Genomic DNA, 22,410 nt, shown 5'->3' on the forward strand with positions numbered 1-22,410 from the left:
TACGCCGCCGGTCACCACTCCGGCAGCCTGCGGCGACCGGCGATCACATCGCGGACCAGGTCGTCGTAGGCGTCGGCCAACTCGGCGAGATGGTGCCATGCGCAGTGCAGCATCTCGTCGTTGGCTGGCATGGTCATCAGGGCGTGGTGCGCGCGCACCGAGGACTCGGCCAGGCGGTCGATGACCGCACCGATCGTCTCGGTGTGCAAGGTGGCGCCCAAGCGGTGCTGCGGGACGCCGCGGTGCACCCAGTCGTCGATGGCGAGCACCAGTTCGGCTCGGCGGCAATCGATCTCACGCATCACCACCGGATCGGTGTCGACGAATCCGCCGCGCCCGACGATCCGCTTCTCGTGCAGCACCGCCAGATCGCGCGCGAACCACAGCAGCGGTCCACCCACCACCCGATGTCCGCGACACGCCCGGACGAGAATGTCGGAGAGGGGAAGCAGACCGGTAGTCGCCGGCGGCCCGGCGGTATCGACACACCGCAATGTGTCGGGGAAAGCCATTACAACCGTAGAACTCTCCGAACCAGCCACGTTGCCTCGCCGTCGTCGCCGCACAGCACCGGATCAGGACGTTCATTACAATAAACCTCGCAAGCTTCCTGTCAAGCATTACTCGGCCGTAGGTAACCCTGACGAGTACACTTCGTTACCTGCACGACCTACCGAGGAGCATGATGGCGGACGGTCCGACCTACCTCCGGATCGCAGACCTCCTCCGTGAGGAGATCCGCGCGGGCACGTGGAAACCGGGCGACCGGCTGCCCAGCCATTCCGAACTGGCCGAGCAGATGCAGGTCTCGATCACCACCTCGCGCAACGCGATCCAGGTGCTCGTCGCCGAAAACCTTGTCTACACAGCTACTTCCCGCGGCACCATCGTGCGAAACCAGGAAGTGCTGGAATCCGTGGTCACCGACCATATTCGCCCTGATCGGCCGCGATCGGCGCACGACATCTTCGAGGAGATCGCGCGCGCGGCCAGCCGCGAACCGGCCAAGGAGTTCAGCACCAGGATGGAGCCCGCCGACGATCAGGTCGCGCAGTGGCTCGGCGTTCCCACCGACTCCTGGGTGCTGGCCCGCACCGTGGTGCAGTACCTGGACAACGAACCGTGGTCGTGGGAGGTGAGTTTCTACCCACGCGATCTCGCCGAAGCGGCGAGTATCGACTCACCCCATGACATTCCCGAAGGCACGACCCGTCGCCTGGCCGATCACGGCTACGGCGAGACCGCCCATCGAGACACCTTGACAGCACGACCGGCCAGCGCCGAAGAGGCGGCGGTGCTCGGCGTCGCCACCGGCACCGTCCTGCTCGACCACCTGCGCATCGGCGCCAACCACGAACGGGTCACCCGGGCGACCCGGCATCGTTGTCTGGCGGGCCGCAACCGGCTGGCCTACCAACTCGGCGACACGGCGGGCACCGCCGTCATCGACCGCACCCTCGGCATCGCACCCGGACCTGCCGTCGCATTGCCATGACCGTGCGGATGCGCCAAGCCGCCCTGGGCGACCTACCGCTGATCTGCCGCCTGCGGGTGCAACGCACCGCCTGGCTGACCGCGCGCGGCTCCGACCAATGGACGGTCGCGGGCCGGGGTCGCCCGATCGAGATCTTCGCCGGTGCGGTCGGCCGGGCATTGGACGCTGGTGAAACATGGATCGCCGAGATCGACGGTGAACCGGCGGGGACGATCACCGTCAACCACCGTGCCGATCCCGGCCTGTGGTCGCCGTGGGAGCTGGCCGAGGCCGTGGTCGTGCACTTCATGATCGTCGACCTGCGCTTCGCGGGCAGACAGGTCGGCCACCACATGCTCACCCACGCCGCCCACCTGGCCGAATACGAGCAGCGCCCCTGGGTCCGGCTCGATGCCTGGACCACCAACACCGAACTGCACGACTACTACCGCCGGGCCGGCTTCACCATGACCCGCATCGCGGGCCCGGCGGCCACCGGCCCTTCGCGCGCGCTGTTCGAGCGCCGCACGAGCCCGTGCCCACCGCATCCGAGCCGGATCACCAGCGTCGCGCGTCCGTTCTCGGCGGCCTCGATGCTGGATTGACGCTCACAACTGCGGCAGATCGGCGATGTGGACCATCTCGATGCCCTGGCTGCGCGACACCAGGGTGCCGCGGCCGGGTGGCATCTTGCTCGGGCGGACCTCGCCGATGAGCTTGCCCTCGTCGCGCGAGCCGCTCATGATCAGCGTCTGCACCGAGAGGTTTTTCATCGCGCCGAGAATCGGGTCGTAGAGGGCGCGCGAGACGCCACCCATGCGCCGGGTGACCACCAGGTGCAGGCCGATGTCGCGGGCCTGCGGCAGGTACTCCAGCAGCGGGGCGAACGGGTTGATCGAGCCGGTGGCGACCATGTCGTAGTCGTCGACGATGACATAGATCTCGGGCCCGGACCACCAACTGCGGTCCCGCAACTGCTGCTGGGTGATGTCGGCGCCCGGGATCCGCTTGGACAGGTAGGTGGCGACCTCGGAGATCATCGCGCCGCAGGTCTGCGAGGATGTCGAGTACCCGGCCAGCTGGGCGCCCTCCAGCACACCGAGCATGGTGCGCCGGTAGTCGATCATGATCACCCTGGCCTGCTCGGCGTTCGACTGCTCGGCGATGCCCATGACGATGTTGCGCAGCAGCGTCGTCTTGCCGCATTCCACGTCGGCGAAGGCCATGAAGTGCGGCTCGACCCCGAAATCCAGGACCAGCGGCTGCAATTCGGACTCGCCGAGGCCGACGACGATGCGGGTGGGGGTGAGCTCGACGCCTTGCGCGCTTGCGGTGGCCATCAGCTGTTCGCGCGGGAAGCTCAGCGGCAGCATCCGCACCTCGGGGGCGCGGCGGCCCGGGTACAGCGCGGTGAGTCCCTCGCGTGCCCGGGTGACACCGTCGGCGACCGTGCTCGGATCGGAATCGGAGTCGAGGCGCGGCAAGGCGATCAGCATGTGCAGGTGCTCGGCGGTGAGACCGCGGCCCGGTCGGCCGAGCGGAACCTGGTGGGCGATCCGGCGGCCCATCTCCGAATCGCTGGGGTCGCCGAGCCGCAGCTCGATCCTGGTGCCGATCTGGTCCTTGATCACCGGCCTGATCTCGGCCCAGCGCGAGGCGCCGAGCATCACGTGGATACCGAACGAAAGACCCTGGCCGGCAATGGCGTTGATCTGTCCTTCGAGCAGATCGAATTCCTCGCGGACGGCGGCCCAGCCGTCGATCACCAGGAAGACGTCGCCGAACAGGTCGGCCGCCAGCGGATCGCCGGGCGCCGCGGTGGTGCCGTTGATCTGCCTGGCCTCCAGCGCGGAGAACTTGCGCCTGCGGAACTCGGCCATCGATTCGATGCCGAGTTCGGCGAAGCGTTCCTCGCGCTGGCGCATCAGGCTGGTCAGCTCGGCGATGGTGCGCCGCACCCGGTCGCCGTCGAGGCGGCCCGCCACCGAGCCCACGTGCGGGACGCCGACGAGACCGGCCATGCTGCCGCCACCGAAGTCGAGGCAGTAGAACTGCACCTGTTCGGGGGTGTGGGTCGCGGCGGCGGCCATGATGATGGTGCGCAGCGTCGTCGACTTGCCCGACTGCGGACCACCGACGACGGCCACATTGCCCTGCGCGCCTGCCAGATTGATGGTGAGCACGTCGCGCCGCTGCTCGTACGGCTTGTCGATGACACCGATCGGCATCCACAGCTGACCGTGCCGGTTCACCGGCGAGCGCCAGTCCGGGTCGGGCAGCAGCATGTCGGCGGTCGGCGATTCGTCCAGCGGCGGCAGCCACACCTCGTGCGCGGGCCTGCCGTGGCCGTTGAGCCGCTTGACCACCACGTCTAGCAGCGAGTCCGGAATTCCTTCCTCCGCACCATGTCCCGACGGGGGCGGAGGCGGCAGCTCAGGGAGGCCGCGCAGCGGGGAGTCCTCGCTCTCGACCGCTTCCAGCTCGGCGATCTCGACCGGTGCCGCGGTGAAAACGACCGGACGCTGGCCCGCCACCGGCGCGCCGTCGTCACCGGTGGCCGTGCCCGCGGGCGCGACGTAGGGGCCGGAGACATAGCTGGCGTTGAAGCGCAGCGGTTCGGACGCGTCGCTCTTCAGGTAGCCGGCGCCGGGGACGCTGGGCAGGTGGTAGGCATCGGTGATGCCGAGCACGGCGCGGGATTCGTTGGCGGAGAAGGTCCGCAGGCCGATCCGGTAGGACAGGTGCGACTCCAGGCCGCGCAGCTTGTTCTCCTCCAGTCGCTGTGAGGCGAGCAGCAGGTGCACGTGCAGCGAGCGGCCGAGGCGGCCGATCATCACGAACAGCTCGGCGAAATCGGGCTTCTGCGAGAGCAGCTCGGAGAACTCGTCGACCACCACGAACAGCGCGGGCAGCGGATCGAGCGGAATGCCTGCGGCCCTTGCCTTCTCGTAGTCGGTGACATTGGCGTAGTTGCCCGCCGAACGCAGCAGTTCCTGGCGGCGGTTCATCTCACCGGCCAGCGCGTCCTTCATGCGGTCGACGAGCGACAGCTCCTCTTCCAGGTTGGTGATCACCGCCGCGACGTGCGGCAGCGAGTCGAGGCCGAGGAAGGTCGCGCCACCCTTGAAGTCGACGAGCACCAGGTTCAGCGCGTCGGGTGAATGGGTCGTCACCATCGAGAGCACCAGCGTGCGCAGGAATTCCGACTTGCCGGAACCGGTGGCGCCGATGCACAGACCGTGCGGGCCCATGCCGTTCTCGGCCGATTCCTTGATGTCGATCTCGACGGGGGTGCCGTCGGGGGTGATGCCGATCGGCACCCGCAGCCGTTCGCGGGCGGTGCGTGGCCGCCACACCCTGGCCGGGTCGATCTGGGCGGCGTCGGGGATGCGCAGCAGGGCCATCAGGCCGGGGTCGGCGGTGGTGCCCTCCCCCAGGCTGACGATCTGGGCCGCGGTCGCGAGCCGGTATCTGGCCAGGTTGCGGGCGAAGGATTCGGCCTCGGCGGCGCTGACCACGTCGGCGGTGGCGAACCGCTCCACCCCGGCCGCGCTGCGCGCCGACACCGCGCCGTCGCCGACGACCAGTTGCAGTCCGCGCCGGGCCGCAAGGCCGTTCTCGGGCGCGGTGAGGTCGAGGACGGTCACCGAGTCGAGACCGGACTCGCTGATGATGCGTTCGTTGCCGCTGATGTAGCCGTCGTCGATGACGACGACCAGGTGCAGGCGGCCCTGGGTCGGCTGTGGATTGCGCATGAAGCGGCCGCGCTCGAGCAGCTCGGCCTGCAGGGCCGATTCGAGCTCGCCGAGCGAGGTGTACATCATCCGGGCCGAGCCGAGTCCGTCGCGCTGGGTCGGATGCTGCACGTGCGGCAGCCATTTCGCCCACGCCCAGTTGACGTCGGGGTCGGCGCAGACGATGGCGATCGCGAGATGATCGGGGCCGTGGAAGGTGGTGAGCTCCATCAGCATGCCGCGAACCAGTTCGCGGGATTCGTCGTCGGGTCCGCCGATGTTGATCGCGGGGAACGCGCGCAACGACACCGCGGTCGGCAGTTCGTGCACGACCGAATGGGTGCGCACGAACCGGCGCAGCGCGACCGTGGAGACCGGCTCGAGGTCCTCGAGCGGACCGGTCTCCGGCCTGGCCAGTTTGGTCGCGAGCCGGTGACTGCCTACGCCGACCCGCACATGCCCGAAGTCGGGGTCGCTGGGACGGCGCTCCCACATCCGCCTGCTGCCGATGAGCGAGGCCAGGTCGGCGGGTTCCGGATGGCTCCAGCCGAGCGTCTCCAGCTGCTTGGAGCCGGTGTTGCGCACGTCCTTGCGCACCTGGTCCAAGTAGCGGAAGTAGTCCTTACGTTCCTCGTTGAGCTCCACCGCGCGCTTGGGCCCGCCGCCGCGCATGCCGGCCATCATGCCGACCATCGACATGAGCATCATCATCGGGAACATCATCGACATCGGGTTCGACAGCAGGCTGCGGCCCATCGACGCCATCATCGCGATCATGCCGACGACCGCGACCACCATGATGACCGGCATCAGCTTCATCATCAGCGGCGCGGGGATCGCACGCTGGATCTCCGGCGGCGGGGTGAGCGCGACTTCGCCACCGGGCGCGCGCGGCGGCGCGATCCTGGGGCGTCGGACGAAACCTTCGGTAGCCATTGTTGCCCTCTACTCGAATTCCGAATTCAGGTCGGGTCGCCGCGTGCGGAACGGGAAGGCCAGTGCCGCACCGACACCGAGCACGGTGAGCAGTGCCAGCGAGCCGCCGATCGCGACCAGGCGCGGGCGTGGATCCGGTGGTTGCGGTGTGACCGGTGCCGCGACCGCGTGTCCGCGGTCGGCGCCCGTGCTCACCGGTTCGGTGGGCAGCGGCGCGGTCAGCGCGGCCAGTGGGTCGATGAGCCCGGCGCCGATCGCGTCGTCGCGGCCGCGCCCCGGCGCGTGCGCGGTGCGGGTGATCCGCTCGATCACCTGCTGCGCGGTCAGGTCGGGGAACTTGGCCCGCACCAGGGCGGCCAGGCCGGCGACATACGGTGCGGCGAAACTGGTTCCGTCGACGGGCTGCACACCCTGCGCGGTCTGCACGCCGTCGACCAGGCCGGTGCCGCCCGGCTTGCTGTCGAGCGAGACGATATTGCGCCCGATCGCGGCGGCGCCGACCCACGGCCCGCGCAGCGACAGCGCCGAGGGCGCGCCGTCGGCGTCCACCGAGGCCACCGACAGTACGTACGGGGTGAACCACGCCGGGGTCGGAATGGTCGTCACCGCGCTCCAGCCCGAACCCTGGTTCTGGTTCTCGCAGGCGCCGCCGGTCTCCACATTGCCCGCCGCGGCGACCACGACGACATTGCGGTCGTAGGCGTATTTCACCGCGGCGCCGAGCGAGCTGTCGGCGGTGTCGGAACCGGCCGAGGTGCAGGCGACTTCGGAGATGTTGATGACGGTGGCGCCCATGTCGACCGCGCGGACGACGGCCCCGGCCAGGCTCAGCACGCTGCCGTAGCCGTCGCTGCGCAGCTCGCCGGGCGGCTTGGGCGCGCCCTTCCGGTCCTTGGGTTCGTAGGCGAGGCTGAGCTGGCGGATCGTGAGGATCTCCGCGTCCGGCGCGACGCCGGCGAAGGCGTCGTCGGGCGACGGGCGCGCGGCGATGATGCCGGCGACCAGGGTTCCGTGCCCGTCGCAGTCGACGGTGCCGTCGGTGTCGCTGACGTAGTCACCGCCCGCCTGCAGGGCAGGCAGCCGCGGATGCCGGTTGACGCCGGTATCGATGACGGCGACCTTCTGGCCCGCACCGCGGCTGAACTGCCAGGCGGACGGCAGGTCGAGCACCTGCTGGGCGATCGGCGGCTCGCTCGGCGGCGACCCGCGCAGCACCGGTTCGGCGCACAGCTCACGCTGTTCGGTCGGTTCCAGGGGTGCGGGCCTGCCGCTGAGGATCACCGCGGCGTCGAGCGCGCCGGGATCGATCGTGGGTGGCGCGATCGCGGCGGCGGGCGCTGGCACGCCCGCCACCGCGGCGACGATCGCCGCGGCACAGCTCACGCGGACCGCCGCGCGCCACCGGGGTGTCCGGGTCATATGTTGCGCGCGGTCGAGTACACGTCCATGACCCACAGGGCCAGTGGGATCAGCGCGATGATGAGCAGGTATTCGAAGATCTCGATCATCCGCCGCGTCACCGGCGTCACCTCGCTGTGCGGCCCGATCACCCCGAAGCCGACCACGCCGAGCGCGGTGACCAACAGGATTGCCACCGCGCCGAATTCGAGGGAGTCGTGGCCGAGACCGAGGCCGCTCACCACGGTGAGCAGGATCAGCGCGCCGCCCGCGATCAGGGTCGCCGCCTGGCCGAGATCGGCGTAGGAGCGCCCGCGCAGGCACAGGATGATCGCGGTGATCACCGCCAGCGCGACCCCGCCCGAGTGCACCGGTCCGAACGGATCGGCGGCGCCGAAGGCGCCGATGCCCGCCGTCACCGCGCAGGCGACGACCAGGCCTGTCTGGATCTGATTGGCCACCCGCGCCCGCTCGCCGAGACCCGCGGCCGACGGCAGCGCGATCGCGCCGATGGCGCCGATGCCCTCGATGGTCGGGCGCTGTTCGTGGTCGGCGGGGTCGATCGCGCCGCCCGCGGTCGGTACCGGCGGAATGGGCAGACGGGCGGCCACCGCGGCCAGCCGCGGCACCGAGGACAGCAGCACGATGGCGGCGATCAGCACGCCGGCGAACAGTTTCGGCAGGCCGGGATGCCAGAGCAGGTACACCGTGGCCGAGACGGCCGCGATCACGCTCATCGTGATCGCGGCGGCGAACAGGCCCGCGCCGGTGCCGGTCACCCGGTATCCGGCGATCGCGGCCACCAGCACCACGATGCTGCCGAGCAGCACGTGCGGCGCGCCGAGCCCGCCGGGTACCAGCAGCGCGCCACCGCCGAACAGCAACAGCAACGCGTCGAGGGACAGCCAGTTGCCGGTCACCGGGTCGAGGTACTTCCTTGCCGCGATGCCCGCGGCGGCGGAGGCAACGATGCCAGTGCCGAGCAGCGCGAAGGCAGGGGCCAGCGGATCGCTGTCGGCCCTGGTGTCCACCAGCAGCGCGAGCGCGGCGAGGATGGCGACGGTGGCAAGCACCAGGCCGGTCCAGCGCGCTGCCGCACCCGACCAGCTGCGGAATTCGCCTGCGGTGAGCCGGGATACGGCATCGATCACGTCGTCGAACAGTGCCGGCGATTCCTTGCGCGTCACCGGGCTGAGTACCAGCAGCTCGCCGTCGTAGACCTCTGCCTCGGTGAGGGTGCGGCTGGGTGCCAGCGGGTCCTGCCCGAGCCGGGCGAGGGTCCAGTGCTGGGCGCGCACCGGCGCCGCTTCCTCGTCGCCCTCCGGCAGGCGCGGATCCCGGGAACGGATCAGGGCCACCAGATCGCCGATGAATCCCGCGATCGGCACCGTGGCAGGCAGTCCGATGTCGAGCTGCGTGTCACCCCCGATCACCGAAACCCGGCATAGTTCGGGCTCATTGCCTAACAACGTCGACACCAGTGATGAACTCTCAGTCGTAGCTGACTACTTCCGTTGCGACCACCCGGCAGCGTTACCTAATCTAACGGACAGGGCAAGTCGGCGCGATCGCAGCTTCGGTCGCCGGGTTGAACGTAATGCATACACCAGACGAAGATTTCGGGGTCCGACACCACATGCCAGACATTCGCCAAGCCCAGCGTGCCTTCGACGCAGGTGTACTGTCGCTCGGCCTGTCCATCGATGGTCAGGAGTCCGCGCGCGACAACGAATACGCCAAACTAGCCTTCCAGCGCGCCACCGAATGGGACCCCTCCATGTGTGACGCCTGGCTCGGCCGCGCCGCGGCCGGCGAGGTAACCAAGGAGGTGCTGTTCAACCTGCACCGCACCAGCCTTGACTCGCTCGGCCGTGAACAGCGCAGGCTGGGCCTGGCGCCGCGCGCGATGGCGGGCCGGTTCCTGCCGGGCCTCTACATCGACTACCCGCTGGCCGCGCTCACCGAGATCTGGCTGGCCTGGGCCGCCCAGCTGATCGCCGACCAGGACTACGACCAGGCCGAGAAGATCCTCGACGAGCTGGCCGAATTGCGGCGCGGTCGCCCCGACGACCCGGACAAGCAGATCGACGACCGCATCTGCACCTATGTGCGCGGTGTCCTGCACTACAACACCCAGCGCTGGTCGGACGTGATGACCGTGCTCGCCGGGTCGGCCGAGTGGAAAGACCCCTATCTGGCCACCGGCGCGCACGTGATGGTCGGCACCGCCTGCGCGCAGCTCGGATTGTTCGGCGAGGCGATCCGCCGGATGGAAGCCGCCGAGGCGGGCCCGATTCCGTCCGCGCGCTTCACCGCGATGTACAACCGCGGCCTGTGCCTGCGCGAAGCGGGCAACGAGACCGAGGCACAGGCGCTGTTCGAGCAGGTGTACTCGCAGCTGCCCGACTTCGCCGCCAACACAACGGCGATGCGCGACCGCACCTTCCGGATCGTGGTCACCAGCCGCGAGTCCATCGACGCCAGGACGAACAAGTGGGACCCTGCCTCGGCCCCCACGCTGGCGCAGATGAACCAGGCCGACGCCGAGGACCGCGCCAAAAGCGTGCTCGCGCAGGCAAAGGCCGAACTCGACAAGCAGGTCGGCCTTGCCTCGGTGAAGACGCAGGTCGCCAAACTGCAATCCTCCGCGCAGCTGGCCAAGATCCGGGCCGAGAAGGGCCTGTCGAGCCAATCCCGCGGCCAGCACCTGGCTTTCACCGGTCCGCCCGGAACCGGTAAGACCACCATCGCGCGGGTAGTCGCCAAGATCTACTGCGGTGTCGGCCTGCTCAAGACCGACAAGGTGATCGAGGCCAAGCGTGTCGACTTCGTCAGCCAGAACCTCGGTGGCACCGCGATCAAGTCCGAGAAGCTGATCGACAGCGCCATGGACGGCGTGCTGTTCATCGACGAGGCCTACACCTTGATCCAGACCGGCCTGTCCGGCGGTGACGCGTTCGGTCGCGAGGCCGTCGACACCCTGCTGGCCAGGATGGAGAACGACCGCGACCGGCTGGTCGTCATCATCGCGGGCTACGACGGCGAGATCGACCGGCTGCTCACCGCCAACGACGGTCTGGCGTCCCGCTTCTCGAAGCGGCTGCAGTTCCCGTCCTACACCCCCGCGGAGCTCGGCCAGATCGGCGAGATCATCGCGGGCAGCCGCGATTCCCAGCTGTCCGAGGCGGCCCTGGCGGCACTCGTCGAGTCGTGCACGTTCCTCTACGACCTGGAGAGCACCGATCAGAGCGGGCAGCCGCGGCGCGGCGTCGACCTCGCGGGCAACGGCCGCTTCATCCGCAATGTCATCGAGGCGGCCGAGGAGGAGCGAGAGTACCGGCTGGCCAACGACACCGAGGTCGATCTGTCCGAGGTCGACGACGATGTGCTGATGCGGATCGAGGAATCCGATATGCGGACCGCGCTGACCGGCATCATCGCCACCCTGAACGTCGGGCGTCAGCCCAGCTGACCGGTCGCGGTGGGCGGTCCGTCCGGATCGCTTACCGCCGGTAATTATTTCGCGGGCGGCAGCGAATCGAAGCTGGTGAGCGCGTCCTTGGCCGACAGCGTCGGGCCCGGCACCAGCTGACCAACGACCGACCAGGGCGCCAGCCGGGGCTTGTCACCCAGGCCGAGAACGGCCGCGGTGGCGACGTCCGGCACACCGTAGCGAACACCGTTGTCGGCCACGTAGAACAGCGACTCGCGGCGCGGGCTGCCCGGCTCGGTGCCCGTGACCTGCACGTACTCACCGGAACTCGGCGGCAAGTACACCGCGTCCACCCGGTCGCCGGTGCCGTCGGCGGTCGAGAGCACCACCGGTTTGGCCGAATCGGCCAGCGGCAATTTGGTTCCGGTCAGCAGCGAAACAACGGCCCGCTCCCCCGGACCGTCCACCGACTTGCCCGGCGCCAGCGCGGCACCCGGATTCTTCGACCAGCTGATGCAGGCCACCGGCGCGTCATCGGCGGCGAGCACGCGCGGCTTGCGCTCGGGGAAGTCGTCGACCGGCAGGCTGTGCACCACGGGCACCCGGTCGAGCGCGTCCGGCGCGACGACGGCGATCTCGCGCATACCGTGCGAGTCGGCGTTGCGCAGCAGCTGCGCGGTGAACTCGGACACCGGCTGCACGCCCTCGGCCAGCACCACGTACAGCGACTCCTCGCGATCCGGCCCCGGCACCGAGATGATGCCGCCCACTGGCACATTCGACAGCTTGGCCGGGCCAGGCGAACCGGCCTGCGCGATCGCGGGGACCGCCAGCGGATGGTTCTCGGTAGTGGCGCCGAGGAAACCGGTGCCCATCGGGCGCGGCTTCTGGCCGGTCAGGCCGAGCGTGCGGGTCACCACCGAATCGGTGAGGTCCACTTCGGCCCGGCTGCCCCGATACACCAGGTAGGCCTTGTCCCCGCGGCGGACCAGCAGCGCGTCGTCGGGCTCGGCCGCGCCGATCCGCTCGCCGAGGGCGGGCTTGCCGACGATCGTGGTGGTGAGGCCACCGGTGGCCCCGGATGCGCCGCCGGTGGCCGAGAGCTGGGTGGTCTCGCACAGCGTCCAGTCCGAGCTCGCGCCCTGGTCCGAGCCGGGCAGCGCGGCGGGTGCGCCGGGGATGCCGAGCAGCGGGCCGCGCGGCAGCGAACCCAGCTTGTCGTCCTTGACCGCGTTCGGCGATTCGGCCGCGCCCGCGATCAGCCGGGCCGAGGCCAGATTGAGCACGGGGTGCAGCGTTTTCCCGCCGTCCTTGCTCTGCACCACGACATACATCGCGCCGCTCTGTTTCCCGGTGACGATCAGCGAATCACCGATCGCGCCCTGCGGCTTCAGAAATCCCAGGATCGCGGCACCCGCGACGATGATCAGCCCGAGGACCGCGCCCACCATCAGCGACCGGCTCTGTGAGCGCATGGGGTCGTGCAGCATCCGCACGTCCCGCCGGATCAGCGCGTGGTCGAGTCTGCGTAGCAGAAACCGATAACCGTTGACCTGGGCCTTGGTTGTCAGCTGTGCCGGCACACGCTCTCCATTGCTGCGATGATCACGTTCTCGTTCGACACGGTACCGTAATTCCGGAAATCGACTTCACCATGATTCGACGTATGCCAGCCAGGGACAACGATTTTGAACAATGGGATGAACGCCCGGGAAACCGGTGGCGACAATGTTTACGACACCTTGCGTGATCCGGAATTCTGGCTGTTCCGCATCTTTCCGCTGCGGGCCTGCGTGCCCGTCGCTGTCCTCGCCGCGATCGTGGCCTGGGTGGTGCTGGCCACCACGAATTCGGTGCCAGGTGCGTGCGGTGGCGCGGCGGCGGTGCTGCTGATCGGGCTGATGCCGATCCGCAGGCGCACGCCTGCCGTCCGGTTCGGCGGCTGGCTCGCGCGCAGGCTGCGCGGCCGCGCCGACACCCTCGACCGGGCGCCCGCCTTCGACGTGCCGCTGGCCGAGGGCGGCGGCTGCGGCGTGCGCTGGGACGGCGATCTGCTGCTGACCATGCTGCGGATCGACCCGCCGCCGGATACCCTCACCCTGCTGCGCCGCGGCTCGCTGAGTGCCGACCAGCTGCTTCCGCTCACCGAGATCGCCCGCTGCCTTGACCAATTCGATGTCCAGCTGGTCGGCATCGACGTGATCGCCACCGGGGCGCGCACCGCGGGCACCGGCGCCGCCGCGCACCTCTACGACCGCATCCTCGGTCCGCTGCCCGCGATCGCGCACCGCACCTGCTGGCTGGTGCTGCGGCTGGATCCGGTCGCCAACGCCACCGCCGTCGACAAGCGCGGCGGCGGCGCCGAGGGCGCGCTGCGCACGATGATCATCGCGACCCGCCGGGTCGCCAACCGGCTGGCCACGCACGGCATCGACGCCGCAGTGCTCACCGCCACCGAGCTGAACGCGGCGGTCCGCCAGCTCACCCACGGCTTCGACCCACTCGAGCTCACCGAGACCGCCTACGGCCTGTCGACCGAGCACCGCCATCTCACCCACTACCAGCTGACCGCACCGATGATCGGCACCAACGGTCTCGCCGACATCTGGGCGACTCCGAGCCTGTCGACCACGGTGACGATGCGTCTGCACCCCGGCGCCCGGCGCACCGCCCGCCGCGACGACAAGGTGGGCACGGTCGTGCTCAACGCCGTCGTCCGGTTCGACACCGCGGTGCCGCTCGATGAAATGCCGCTGCCCGGGTTGCGCGAACTTCCCGGCAGCCAGCGGCGCATCCTGCTCGACACCCTGCCGATCGGTGCCGCCGACGATCTCGGCGGCCGCGACGGCTACCGCGGCACCCTCATCGCGCTCACCGATATCGCCGTCCCGACCACCGGCTGTGGCCAGCTGATCGGCGCCGACGAACAGGGGCAGGGCATCGCGGTGCCGCTGATCGGCGCGGGCACCCGCCACGTGGACGTGATCGGCAATCTCGATCTGGCCCAGCAGGTGGTGCTGCGGGCCACCGCGCTCGGCGCGCACGCGGTCGTGCACACCACGCGGCCGCAGGCCTGGCACTCGATGGTGGCGAATCTGGCCACCCCGCAGCTGCTCTCGATCGCGCCGCGCGCGGCGGGCGCGACACCGCAGCCGCAGCCGGGACCGCCGCCGGTACCCGCCGCGCCGTACCCGACCACCACCGTGCTGGTCTACGACGGCATCGCGCCGACGGCACACCTCGGTGGCGCGACGATCGTCGAGGTCCGCACCGCCGAACGCGAGGCCGACGCGGTGGAACCCGATGTCACGCTGGTGCAGGACCCGTACGCGCCCAACCGGATCACCGTGCGTACCAGCACCGGCAGCGCGACCGTGACGATGGTGACCACGCCCGACGAGATGCACTACATCGGCGAATCACTCGCCGCTCGCTGAGCAGAGACGCCGAAGGCCGACCGGAAGCGAATTCCGATCGGCCTTCGGCGAATTCGACGATTTCAGAAGTCGGCGAAACCGTCGCCGACCTTGCCGTCGGCCTCGAGGGCGCGGTTGAGCGCCGATTCCACCTGCGCGGCCAGCTTGTCGAGCCGGTCGAGGGTGTCGGACAGCTCGCCGGTCACGCTCTTGTGCGCAGCGTCGAAGTTCTGGTGGGCGTTGTCACCCTGCAGGGCGGCGCGGAAGTTGGTTGCGGCCGACTGCAGCTCGGAGATCTCGCCCTGCATCTTGCCGCCGTAGGTCTGCAGGTCGCTGAACAGCTCGTTCATCGCCGCAGGATCATAAAGAATGGTCATGCTCTAATTCCTTGTCGTTGCGAATGCGATTGTGATCGTGGCGAGACGATCAGACGCCGAGGGTCGTGACCGGGGCGGAGGAGGTCGCGCCGCCGCCGGACAGGCCGCCCTGGTCCATGTTGACGATGGTGGTCTTGCCCGTGTTGATGGCCTCGTTGAAGCGGTCGAACTTCGCGTTCAGATCGATGGACTCCTTGTGCCAGGCTTCGGCGACCTTCACGAACTCGTCATGCGCGTCGCCCTTCCAGCCGCGCACGACAGCCTGAGCGGCACCATCGATTTCGTTGATCGAGCGACGCAGGTTGCTGATCGACTCCTCGAGCGCGGAGACGACGTTATCTACGCCACCGGCTTCTACACCAACTGATCCCTGAGGGGGCATTGTCGAACCTTTCCTTCTTGATGGGTGACACGGAAGATGGCTGCTACGGCTGCCACCTCCCACCGGGAAGCCCCTCGAGGAGCGCACCGATCGCCTGGGTGAGGCGGTGGTCGGTGCCCGGCGTGATGGTGGACCACACCTGCCCGTCGGGCGCCGTCATCGGCGCGACGACGATCCGGCCGCGCGCGGTGTCGTACACCGCGACCGCGCCAGGGGCTCGGGTGGTCAGCCCGTCGTGGTGGACGGAGGCGGTGATCTCGGTGTAGCCGTGGCAGGAGCCGAAGGCCGCACCGAGCACTGTCGCTTCGTGCGCGTCGATCCCGAGCGCGTACATCGCGTCCACGTAGTCGCTGGTTGTCGTCGCGCCGTCTAGCCGGCGGGCGAGGTCGTCGGCCGCGACGCTGACCGTGCCGATCTCCGCCTGCGGACAGGCGGGCAGCGCGGTGAGCAGCAGCCGGGTCAGTTCCCGGTCGGAGCCGTCGATACCGGGGGTGGCGAGCTCGAAGGTGGCGCCGGACCTGGTCGCGACGGCGTGCTGAGTGCCGCGGCGCGCCAGGCAGATCCGGACCTGCTCGTCGGCGCGGTAGCTGCGCGCGGCCAGTTCCGCCTCGGGCATGGTGAGGGTGAACAGCGCGTCGGCCAGTCCGGGCTCGACATCGCCGTACCCGTCGAAGACGCCGCGGGCCGTGAGCTCGGCCACGGCGCCGTCGCGCGCGGCCTGCCAGGCCTCGAAGGTGTCCTGTCGCGGGCCGACGCCGAGCACCAGCGGCAGAGTCTGCACACCGAGCCGCTCGGCGACCGCGAGCAGGGAGTCGTTGGTCAGTGTCGTCACGCGGCACCACCACCCGTCTGGGTCGTGCTCTGCTGCGGTGCCGGACGCTCGGCGACGCCGAGAACCGCGGGCGCGGCCTGGATCTCGCCTTCGGCCACCAGCTGATCGGATTCCTCGAAGGCCAGGCCTGCGCGCGGGAAGCGGGCCGCGTCCTGCGCGCCCGCCGTCGGCGCCATCGCGCCGGGCACGACGGGCGCCGCGTGACCGGTGGTGGCCGCGGCGACCGCAGCGGGCTGCGCGGTCGGCGCGACCGCGGTACCGGACTGGACGAACACCGGTGCGCGATAAGCAGTCTGCACCGGGGCGGGCAGCACCGGCATCCCGGCGAACCCGCCCATCATGCCCATGCCGGGCACGACGGGTGCGCCGGGCGCCGAGGTGGACTTGGTTCCGGACTCCTCCGCCAGCAGCGCCGCCTCGGGCACGATCGGCGGGGGCGGCACGTGCAGCCACGGGTTCGCCAGTGGCTCGGTGGCGGCCTCGTAACTGCGCATCACCCGGGACGCGACGGCCTTGGCGACATCGGCCTCGGCATCGGTCTCCGCCGCGATGGCCTTGATCGGCGCACCGAGCATGGCGCCGACCTGTTCCAGCGCCTTCTGCGCGGCGGTGATCGCCGCGATATCACCCGAATTGGGCATGGCGCGAGCAGCGACCTCGTAGGCAAGCACCTGCGCCTGCATCCTGGCGGCGTTGGCCGTGGCGGCGGCCGCCGTCTCGAACAGCCAGTCGCGCAGGGTCGAGATACGTTCCCACACTTCGTCACTGCGGCCGGACCGCCAGGACCCACGCAGTGTCTGCAGCACCTGCTCGTAGTCGAGCACGGCCGCGCCGAAGGCCGCGGCGAGCCGCGTCCAGGCGGCGGCCGCGTCGGCCATCGGCATCGGTCCGGGACCGGTGGTGAGTTCGGTGGCCAGCCGTTCCGGCTCGCGTGCCTCCCACACCACACCGGTGAACCCGGGCTGCGGCGGTTCGATCATCAGGCGGAGAGACCGCTCGTGTTGTCGGTCTCCATCCGATCGAACTCGGTGACCTGCGCGCGCAGGGTCGCGGCGAGCTTGCTCATCTCGCGCGCGCCCGACTCGGCACCGGTCAGGTAGTCGTCGGCGACGCCGTTCGCCGTGATCGCCGCCCTGTTCGACACCTCGTCGGTGCCCGCGGGCGCGACGTGCAGCGCTGGCGCGACAGCGGTCAGCTCGGTGGAGAGCCGATCGACGATGGCGTCCAGCGCCGAGGCGGCCTTGGCCGCTGCGGCCGAATCGAATTCGAAGGTGTTGCTCATTGCCACTCCTGTCGTGGTCGTACCCGCGTCACAGTGTGAGTTCCTTGTCGGGCGGTGCCTCGGTGGTCACCGGCTCGGCGCCGCCGACGACCGGCATCGACACCCCGTCGATCTGGCCGACGACCTCGTCGCCGTGGTGGCCGGTGACCAGTTGGGTGTGCACTGCCTCGCTGCCGCCACCGTCGACGGCCCTGGCCATCGGCGCGCCGGCGCCGCCCGCGCCCATCGGCATGTAGCCGGGTGCGGATGAGCTCGTCGCGGTGCTCGCCGTGCTCCCGGTCGCCGGTGCGGCGCTCGCCATTCCGCCGAGCCCGACGGTGGACATGCCGCTGCCTTTACCGCCCTGCCAGGGGCTCAGCGGCGTCGCCGCGGCGGCGGCAGCACCGACCCCGCCGATCGCGCCCATGCCACCGCCGCCACCGAGGCCAGCGGCGGCCGCCGCGTCCTCCGCCGAGATGGCCTCGCCGGTGGTCGCGGTGTCGGTGGTCGTCGTGCCGGTGGTGTTCGTCGCGGACAGCGACGTCACCTGCTCGGCCAGTGAACCGAGCGAGGAGGCCGCCGTGGTGGCGGTGCTGATCAGCGGCGTGATCATGCTCATCAGCTGGGACAGCGACTCCGACGACGAGTCGACGCCGGTCGGGGCGTTGGTCACCGGGACCTTCTCGCCCGCGGTCGTCATCTCCGCGCTGCGGCTGACCAGCTCGACCTTGGTCTCGGCGGTGATAGCCAGCGCCTCGGTCATCGCCTCGATCGTCGCAGCGACCAGCACACCCTGGCCGACCGGGGTCATCGCGTAGAGCGGGGCGAGCGCGACCGTGGCCGAATAACGGGCGATGACCGCGCCCAGCTTGGCCGCGCCCACCGCGACATTGCCCGCCGCGCCGGCCAGCACCGTCTTCTCCTGGGTGCTCTGCGCCGCCAGCTTGGCGCCGTCGGCCTGGGCCGCCGTCGCCTTCGTCGTCGCCTCGGAGGCCGCGGCGCTCTGCCACAGCGACATCACCGTCTGCAGCGCCGTGGAACCGAGCGACATCACGGTGCTCAGCACCGAGCTGACGTTGGACAGCATCTCGGTCGGGTCGGCGCCGGTGCCGGTGCCGGTGCCGCCGAGCTGGCCGGTGCCGAACGCGGACGCGAGCTGGGTGAGTGGCTGCATCAGCGCGGTCAGATCGATCGCGGGCAGCGGCGGCATCTCGGGCAGCTGCACGAACTGCGGCAGCTGCGGAAGCTGCGGCAGGCCCATCGAGCTCAGCGCCTGGCTCACCGGCTGGTCGAGCAGGGGCGCCATGGCGCTGCCGCGCAGCAGTTCCAGCACGGTCGGATCCAGCGCTACGCCACCGGACGGCGCTCCCCCGGAAAACGTCATGGCTACTTGATCACCGAGGCGATGCCGAGCTTGCCCGCCGTGTCGGCGCCCTCATAGGTCGTCGCCGCCTGCGCCGCGGTGAGCGCGGTGCCCGCGTGGACGGCAGCCAGCTCTGCCACCGAGGTCAGGTGGTTGGCCTGGGCGTAGGCGAACGACAGCAGGAATTCCTGCCCGATCAGGCCGAACACCGGCACCACGGCGGCGACGGTCGCGGCCTGGTCGACGGCACCGGCCTGCGCCACCCCGGCCGCCATCGTGGCCGAAGCACCCGCGTACGCACGAACTGCATCGGGAACTACCGCAACGTGATTCATGACCATCGTCCAATCTCGAAACAGCCCTTGGTGTTTCGTTACTTTATCTACCCGTTCCAAATCGGCGCTATGCATCGCACCGGTGAAGATCAGCTGAATCTCACGTGCCCGCTTCGTTGAAGGCGGTGATCAGCCCGGCGCGTTCGCCGTAGGCGCGATAGGCGGCGGCCCGCGCGGTATCGACCAGCACGCGCTCGAAACTCTCCGGCGTCAGCTTGCCGACGGCGGGCGAGAACTCCAGCCCGACCATGGCGCCGGTGCCGTCGACGGTCACCGTCACGGCACCGTCGGGCGAGGTCTCCTGTGCCCCGATGTGCTGCGTCGCCTCGCTCAGATCCTGCAGCCGGTACAGCTGCCCCTGCACGCGGGCGATGAGTTCGTCCATGGTCTCGACCATGTCCTGACCTCCTCCCTAGTCGACGATTCTGTGCCAATTACCTACGGAATCCGCGCCGGCTCATACCGAACGCAGCCAGCTCTCCGGTTCGGTGTCGTATTCCTGTTCCTCGACGATCTCCGCCGCCGCGACCTCGGCCTCGGTCGGCAGCCCGGTCGCCGCGAGCAGCCCCGGATCGAATCCCGCCTCGGCCAGCTGATTCCGCCGCGCCAGCCCGGCCCGGTTGGCCGACTTCTGGCACAGCCGCAGCACCTCGGCCGCCAGCGCACCCGGATCCCCGCGCAGCTGATCGGCGGCGATGGTGATACCCACCGGCAAACCCCGCTCGGTGGTACGCACCTCGATCGCGCCCGTCAGCGACGCGGCGGTGAACTCGGTTGGAAACTCGTCCATCTGCCCTCCCTACGCACGATCATCCTTGATGGCTCTGACAATTTCGGCGATGTTCATATTGATCAGCGAAACCATCCTGCGGCGGTCGGCGGGGACCACCCTGGCCGGTGTGCCGGGGACAATCACGTACCGGCCGTCGTCGACCACGTCACGCCAAACCAGGTACAGGCGCAGAATGCCGCGCGGACCGAACCGCGACGACCCCTGCTCGAACTCGATCGTGCCGGTCAGATCCTCGGGCTGCTGCAGGAAGTCGGCGCCGTCCGCGGCGGGGTCGTCACCGGTGTCGTGCACGAGCGAACGGCCGAACGAGAAGTCGATGTCCTGCGCCATCCGGTCGACGAGCTCGAAGTCGCGGCGCCTGCCCGCGTCGGCCGCCGGAAAGGCCGCGGCCACCGCGTCGCCGAGCGCGAGCGCGTCGTGCCTGGTGACCGTGAAGCCCGCCGAGTCGAGCATGGTCTCCCCCGGCTCCTGGCGCACCAGGAACGCGTCGTCGCCCTTGCGCACCCCGAGGATCCGAAGCGACCGCTTCGGGTTCGCCGGGTCGAGCCCGTCGACGCCGCGGGCGATCACCCGGATGTCGGGCCGGGTGAGCGCCTCGACGAGCTGGGTCAGCTCGGCGCCACCGCGGCGGCGCAGGGCCTGCCAGGCCTCCCGCTTGATCCGGACGCTCTCGGAATAGGTCTGCGGCACACCGCGATAGCTCAGCGGCTGCGGCAGACCGTCTTCCTTGAGTTCCTCGTACAGCGCGGCGAACTCGACCGGGGTGAACTCCAGAACGGCTGTCACTGCTCGATGACCGGTCTCGCCACGATCGGCGCCGCGCCGATCGCCTCCTCGAGGTGCTCGACCGAGTCGAGGTAGTCGGCCCGCTTGTGTTCCTTCTGCTGACCGCCCGCACCGGCGCCCGCGCCGCCCATCGGTGCCATCGGCATGCCGCCCATCGGCGACCCGGCGCCACCCGCGATGCCCGCGCGGCTCGCCATCCCTTCCAGTCCGGTCGCGGTGACCGCGGCCCTGGGGAACAGGCTCGACGCGTTCTGCAGGTTCTGGCCGGGCAGGCCACCACCCGCACCGCCGCCGGCGCCACCACCGCCACCGCCGCTCTTGGCGGCCGAGGTCATCTTCTTGGCCTGTTCCTCGAGCGCGGAGTTGAGCCCGGCCAGGCCTGGCACCGAGGACAGGGCGCTCTGCTCTGCGGCGGCGGCGCTGGCCTGATCCAGCGCCGACTGCGCGGCCGAACTCGCCTGCTCCATACCGGAGGTGAGCGCCGAGGCGGCCTGCTCCAGTCCCGATGACGCCGCCGACTGCGCCTGCTTCGCCGCGTCCTCGGCCGCCTTGGTTGCCTGCTCGGCCGCGGTGCGGGCCGCCGCCTTGGCGGCGTCGCTGGCGGCCTGCTGGGCGGCGGTCTGCGCGGCGCTGGTCAGCGCCGACATGCCGTTCTGGAAGCCGGACGACAGCCCCGAGGCGCCGGCACCGGAGCCCGACCCGGAGCCGCCGCCGGACCCTGTCCCTGCCCCGGTTCCGGTGCCGTTCCCGGTGGGCTGTTGGCCGGTCGTCGGCGGGATCGGATCGGGCAGCAGCGCGATCACGTCCGCGGTGTGGTCCACTCCCAGCACATAGGTGCTCTTCATCGCGTTGGCGTAGCCCTGCTGGTGCGTGAGCTCCTTGCGGGTTTCCCAGGCGCGCACCGACTCCGGCACCATGAGCGGCACCTCGGTGGCGCTCACCGCCTGCAACGACGTCCGGGTCCCGTACACCCAGTCCGAGACGTACTGCAGCGCCGTGCCGAGGGCCTTCATGCCGTCGACGAGGTCCTTGTTGCCCGTTCCGTAGGCGGTGATCGCCTGCCGGGCGCGATCGGCGCCACCGGCGTTGCCCGGGCTGCGCCAACTGCTCTCGGTGGCGATCATCGCGTTCGACAGCTCGTCGAACTTCTCCTTCAGCCTGCCAGCCAGCCAGGTCCAGTCGGTGGCGGCCTGGGCGACGGTGACCGACATGTCCGGGCTGGCCATCGACGCGATGATCGTCTGGTACTGCGCGTAGGTGAACTGCGTCGGGTCCTCGGCGTTGACGATCATCGGGTCGAACTTCAGGCCCTTGGGCATGAGCAGGCTGTCGGGGACGCCGCCGCCGTCCTTCTTCAGGACGGTGATGTCCATACAGCGACCGAAGGCCTGGGGGCGCTGGCCGAGACTCTCGGTCTTGCCCTTGTCGGCGTTGATCCGACCGCGCAGCGCCGCGAAATCGGCCTTGCCGCCGGTGTCACTGTCGCCGTAGGCCTTACCCGCCGCGAGGAAGGTGTCGCCCATGTCGTCCAGGATCTTGGTGTGGTCCTCGAGGATGCTCTTGAGGTCGCGGCCCTTGGCCGAGAAACGGTCGGCCAGCGCCGCCGCCGACGGGACCACCGCGGCGAACGCCTTGAGGTTGTCCACCTTGGCCAGCTCGGCCTTCACCGAGTTCACCCGGATCCGGACTTCGATCGCCTCGTTGACCAGGCCTTCGATGACCTTCGGCTGCAATTCCAGTGCACCGCTGAGCGACTCGCTGCGCAGCCCACTCCACGGATTGGGTGTCTCACCCATACGCGACCGTCCTCCTCATCACCACACGGGCGCCCCTGCGACGAGAGACCCTGCCAGCGCGATCGATTCTTTCGTCGTAGCAACGATTCTAATG

General features: G+C 69.9%; 20 protein-coding genes. 4 read left to right on the forward strand and 16 right to left on the reverse strand.

Going from position 1 to position 22,410, the window contains the following annotated elements:
• Positions 1-11 precede the first annotated feature (11 nt).
• Positions 12-404: a DUF4254 domain-containing protein gene (locus tag ACFWF2_RS14790; RefSeq protein WP_189030564.1), complete on the reverse strand. Its 393-nt coding sequence runs from the start codon at positions 402-404 to the stop codon at positions 12-14.
• 281 nt (positions 405-685) lie between these two features.
• Between ACFWF2_RS14790 and ACFWF2_RS14795 the strand changes: the two genes are divergently transcribed.
• Together ACFWF2_RS14795 and ACFWF2_RS14800 are read left to right on the forward strand one after the other, a co-directional pair.
• Complete coding sequence (locus ACFWF2_RS14795) at positions 686-1,495, forward strand: GntR family transcriptional regulator (protein ID WP_379307982.1); 810 nt, start codon at positions 686-688, stop codon at positions 1,493-1,495.
• Positions 1,492-2,079, forward strand: a complete 588-nt coding sequence (locus tag ACFWF2_RS14800; RefSeq protein ID WP_379307983.1) for a GNAT family N-acetyltransferase — start codon at positions 1,492-1,494, stop codon at positions 2,077-2,079. Before ACFWF2_RS14795 ends, ACFWF2_RS14800 begins: the two co-directional genes overlap by 4 nt.
• A gap of 3 nt (positions 2,080-2,082) precedes the next feature.
• Here ACFWF2_RS14800 and eccCa read toward each other — a convergent pair whose 3' ends face one another.
• The 3 genes from eccCa to eccD are packed head-to-tail and all read right to left on the reverse strand — an operon-like array spanning position 2,083 to position 9,020.
• The gene (gene eccCa / locus ACFWF2_RS14805) at positions 2,083-6,144 is read right to left on the reverse strand and encodes a type VII secretion protein EccCa (RefSeq protein WP_379307984.1); all 4,062 of its coding nucleotides are present in this window, start codon (positions 6,142-6,144) and stop codon (positions 2,083-2,085) included.
• A gap of 9 nt (positions 6,145-6,153) precedes the next feature.
• Positions 6,154-7,563: a type VII secretion-associated serine protease mycosin gene (gene mycP / locus ACFWF2_RS14810; RefSeq protein WP_379307985.1), complete on the reverse strand. Its 1,410-nt coding sequence runs from the start codon at positions 7,561-7,563 to the stop codon at positions 6,154-6,156.
• Positions 7,560-9,020, reverse strand: a complete 1,461-nt coding sequence (gene eccD, locus ACFWF2_RS14815) for a type VII secretion integral membrane protein EccD (RefSeq protein ID WP_379307986.1) — start codon at positions 9,018-9,020, stop codon at positions 7,560-7,562. The genes mycP and eccD overlap by 4 nt, the downstream gene beginning before the upstream one ends.
• A 158-nt stretch (positions 9,021-9,178) precedes the next feature.
• Between eccD and eccA the strand changes: the two genes are divergently transcribed.
• Positions 9,179-11,014, forward strand: coding sequence for a type VII secretion AAA-ATPase EccA (gene eccA, locus ACFWF2_RS14820; protein ID WP_379307987.1), 1,836 nt, complete (start codon positions 9,179-9,181; stop codon positions 11,012-11,014).
• 44 nt (positions 11,015-11,058) lie between these two features.
• Here eccA and eccB read toward each other — a convergent pair whose 3' ends face one another.
• Positions 11,059-12,558 (reverse strand): type VII secretion protein EccB, encoded by a 1,500-nt coding sequence (gene eccB, locus ACFWF2_RS14825; protein WP_379307988.1) that lies wholly within the window; start codon positions 12,556-12,558, stop codon positions 11,059-11,061.
• 117 nt (positions 12,559-12,675) lie between these two features.
• Here eccB and eccE point away from each other — a divergent pair, with 117 nt between their 5' ends.
• Positions 12,676-14,412 carry a type VII secretion protein EccE gene (eccE, locus tag ACFWF2_RS14830; RefSeq protein ID WP_379307989.1) on the forward strand — a complete coding sequence of 579 codons (1,737 nt, stop codon included), beginning with the start codon at positions 12,676-12,678 and terminating at the stop codon, positions 14,410-14,412.
• Between the two features lie 62 nt (positions 14,413-14,474).
• On the opposite strand, the gene ACFWF2_RS14835 is transcribed toward eccE, so the two are convergent.
• The 11 genes from ACFWF2_RS14835 to ACFWF2_RS14885 form a co-directional block, all read right to left on the reverse strand.
• Positions 14,475-14,768 (reverse strand): WXG100 family type VII secretion target, encoded by a 294-nt coding sequence (locus ACFWF2_RS14835; RefSeq protein WP_379307990.1) that lies wholly within the window; start codon positions 14,766-14,768, stop codon positions 14,475-14,477.
• Between the two features lie 49 nt (positions 14,769-14,817).
• The gene (locus tag ACFWF2_RS14840; RefSeq protein ID WP_379307991.1) at positions 14,818-15,150 is read right to left on the reverse strand and encodes a WXG100 family type VII secretion target; all 333 of its coding nucleotides are present in this window, start codon (positions 15,148-15,150) and stop codon (positions 14,818-14,820) included.
• A 43-nt stretch (positions 15,151-15,193) separates the two neighbouring features.
• Entirely contained in the window at positions 15,194-15,982 is a 789-nt protein-coding gene (locus ACFWF2_RS14845; protein ID WP_379307992.1) for an ESX secretion-associated protein EspG, read from the reverse strand.
• Positions 15,979-16,962, reverse strand: a complete 984-nt coding sequence (locus tag ACFWF2_RS14850) for a PPE domain-containing protein (protein WP_379307993.1) — start codon at positions 16,960-16,962, stop codon at positions 15,979-15,981. The genes ACFWF2_RS14845 and ACFWF2_RS14850 overlap by 4 nt, the downstream gene beginning before the upstream one ends.
• Positions 16,962-17,264 carry a PE family protein gene (locus ACFWF2_RS14855; RefSeq protein ID WP_379307994.1) on the reverse strand — a complete coding sequence of 101 codons (303 nt, stop codon included), beginning with the start codon at positions 17,262-17,264 and terminating at the stop codon, positions 16,962-16,964. The genes ACFWF2_RS14850 and ACFWF2_RS14855 overlap by 1 nt, the downstream gene beginning before the upstream one ends.
• Positions 17,265-17,292: 28 nt before the next feature.
• On the reverse strand, positions 17,293-18,627 hold the full coding sequence (locus ACFWF2_RS14860) for a hypothetical protein (protein WP_379307995.1): 1,335 nt from the start codon (positions 18,625-18,627) through the stop codon (positions 17,293-17,295).
• 2 nt (positions 18,628-18,629) lie between these two features.
• On the reverse strand, positions 18,630-18,941 hold the full coding sequence (locus tag ACFWF2_RS14865) for a type VII secretion target (RefSeq protein ID WP_379307996.1): 312 nt from the start codon (positions 18,939-18,941) through the stop codon (positions 18,630-18,632).
• A gap of 100 nt (positions 18,942-19,041) precedes the next feature.
• Positions 19,042-19,338 carry a YbaB/EbfC family nucleoid-associated protein gene (locus ACFWF2_RS14870; protein ID WP_379307997.1) on the reverse strand — a complete coding sequence of 99 codons (297 nt, stop codon included), beginning with the start codon at positions 19,336-19,338 and terminating at the stop codon, positions 19,042-19,044.
• Between the two features lie 60 nt (positions 19,339-19,398).
• A complete protein-coding gene (locus ACFWF2_RS14875) occupies positions 19,399-19,731 on the reverse strand; it encodes a hypothetical protein (protein ID WP_189030527.1) in 333 nt (110 codons plus the stop codon).
• 9 nt (positions 19,732-19,740) lie between these two features.
• Positions 19,741-20,520 (reverse strand): ESX secretion-associated protein EspG, encoded by a 780-nt coding sequence (locus ACFWF2_RS14880; protein ID WP_379075612.1) that lies wholly within the window; start codon positions 20,518-20,520, stop codon positions 19,741-19,743.
• The gene (locus ACFWF2_RS14885; RefSeq protein WP_379307998.1) at positions 20,517-22,316 is read right to left on the reverse strand and encodes a hypothetical protein; all 1,800 of its coding nucleotides are present in this window, start codon (positions 22,314-22,316) and stop codon (positions 20,517-20,519) included. The genes ACFWF2_RS14880 and ACFWF2_RS14885 overlap by 4 nt, the downstream gene beginning before the upstream one ends.
• Positions 22,317-22,410: the final 94 nt, after the last annotated feature.

It is taken from the genome of Nocardia sp. NPDC060259 (genome assembly GCF_042728775.1).
Classification (GTDB): domain Bacteria; phylum Actinomycetota; class Actinomycetes; order Mycobacteriales; family Mycobacteriaceae; genus Nocardia.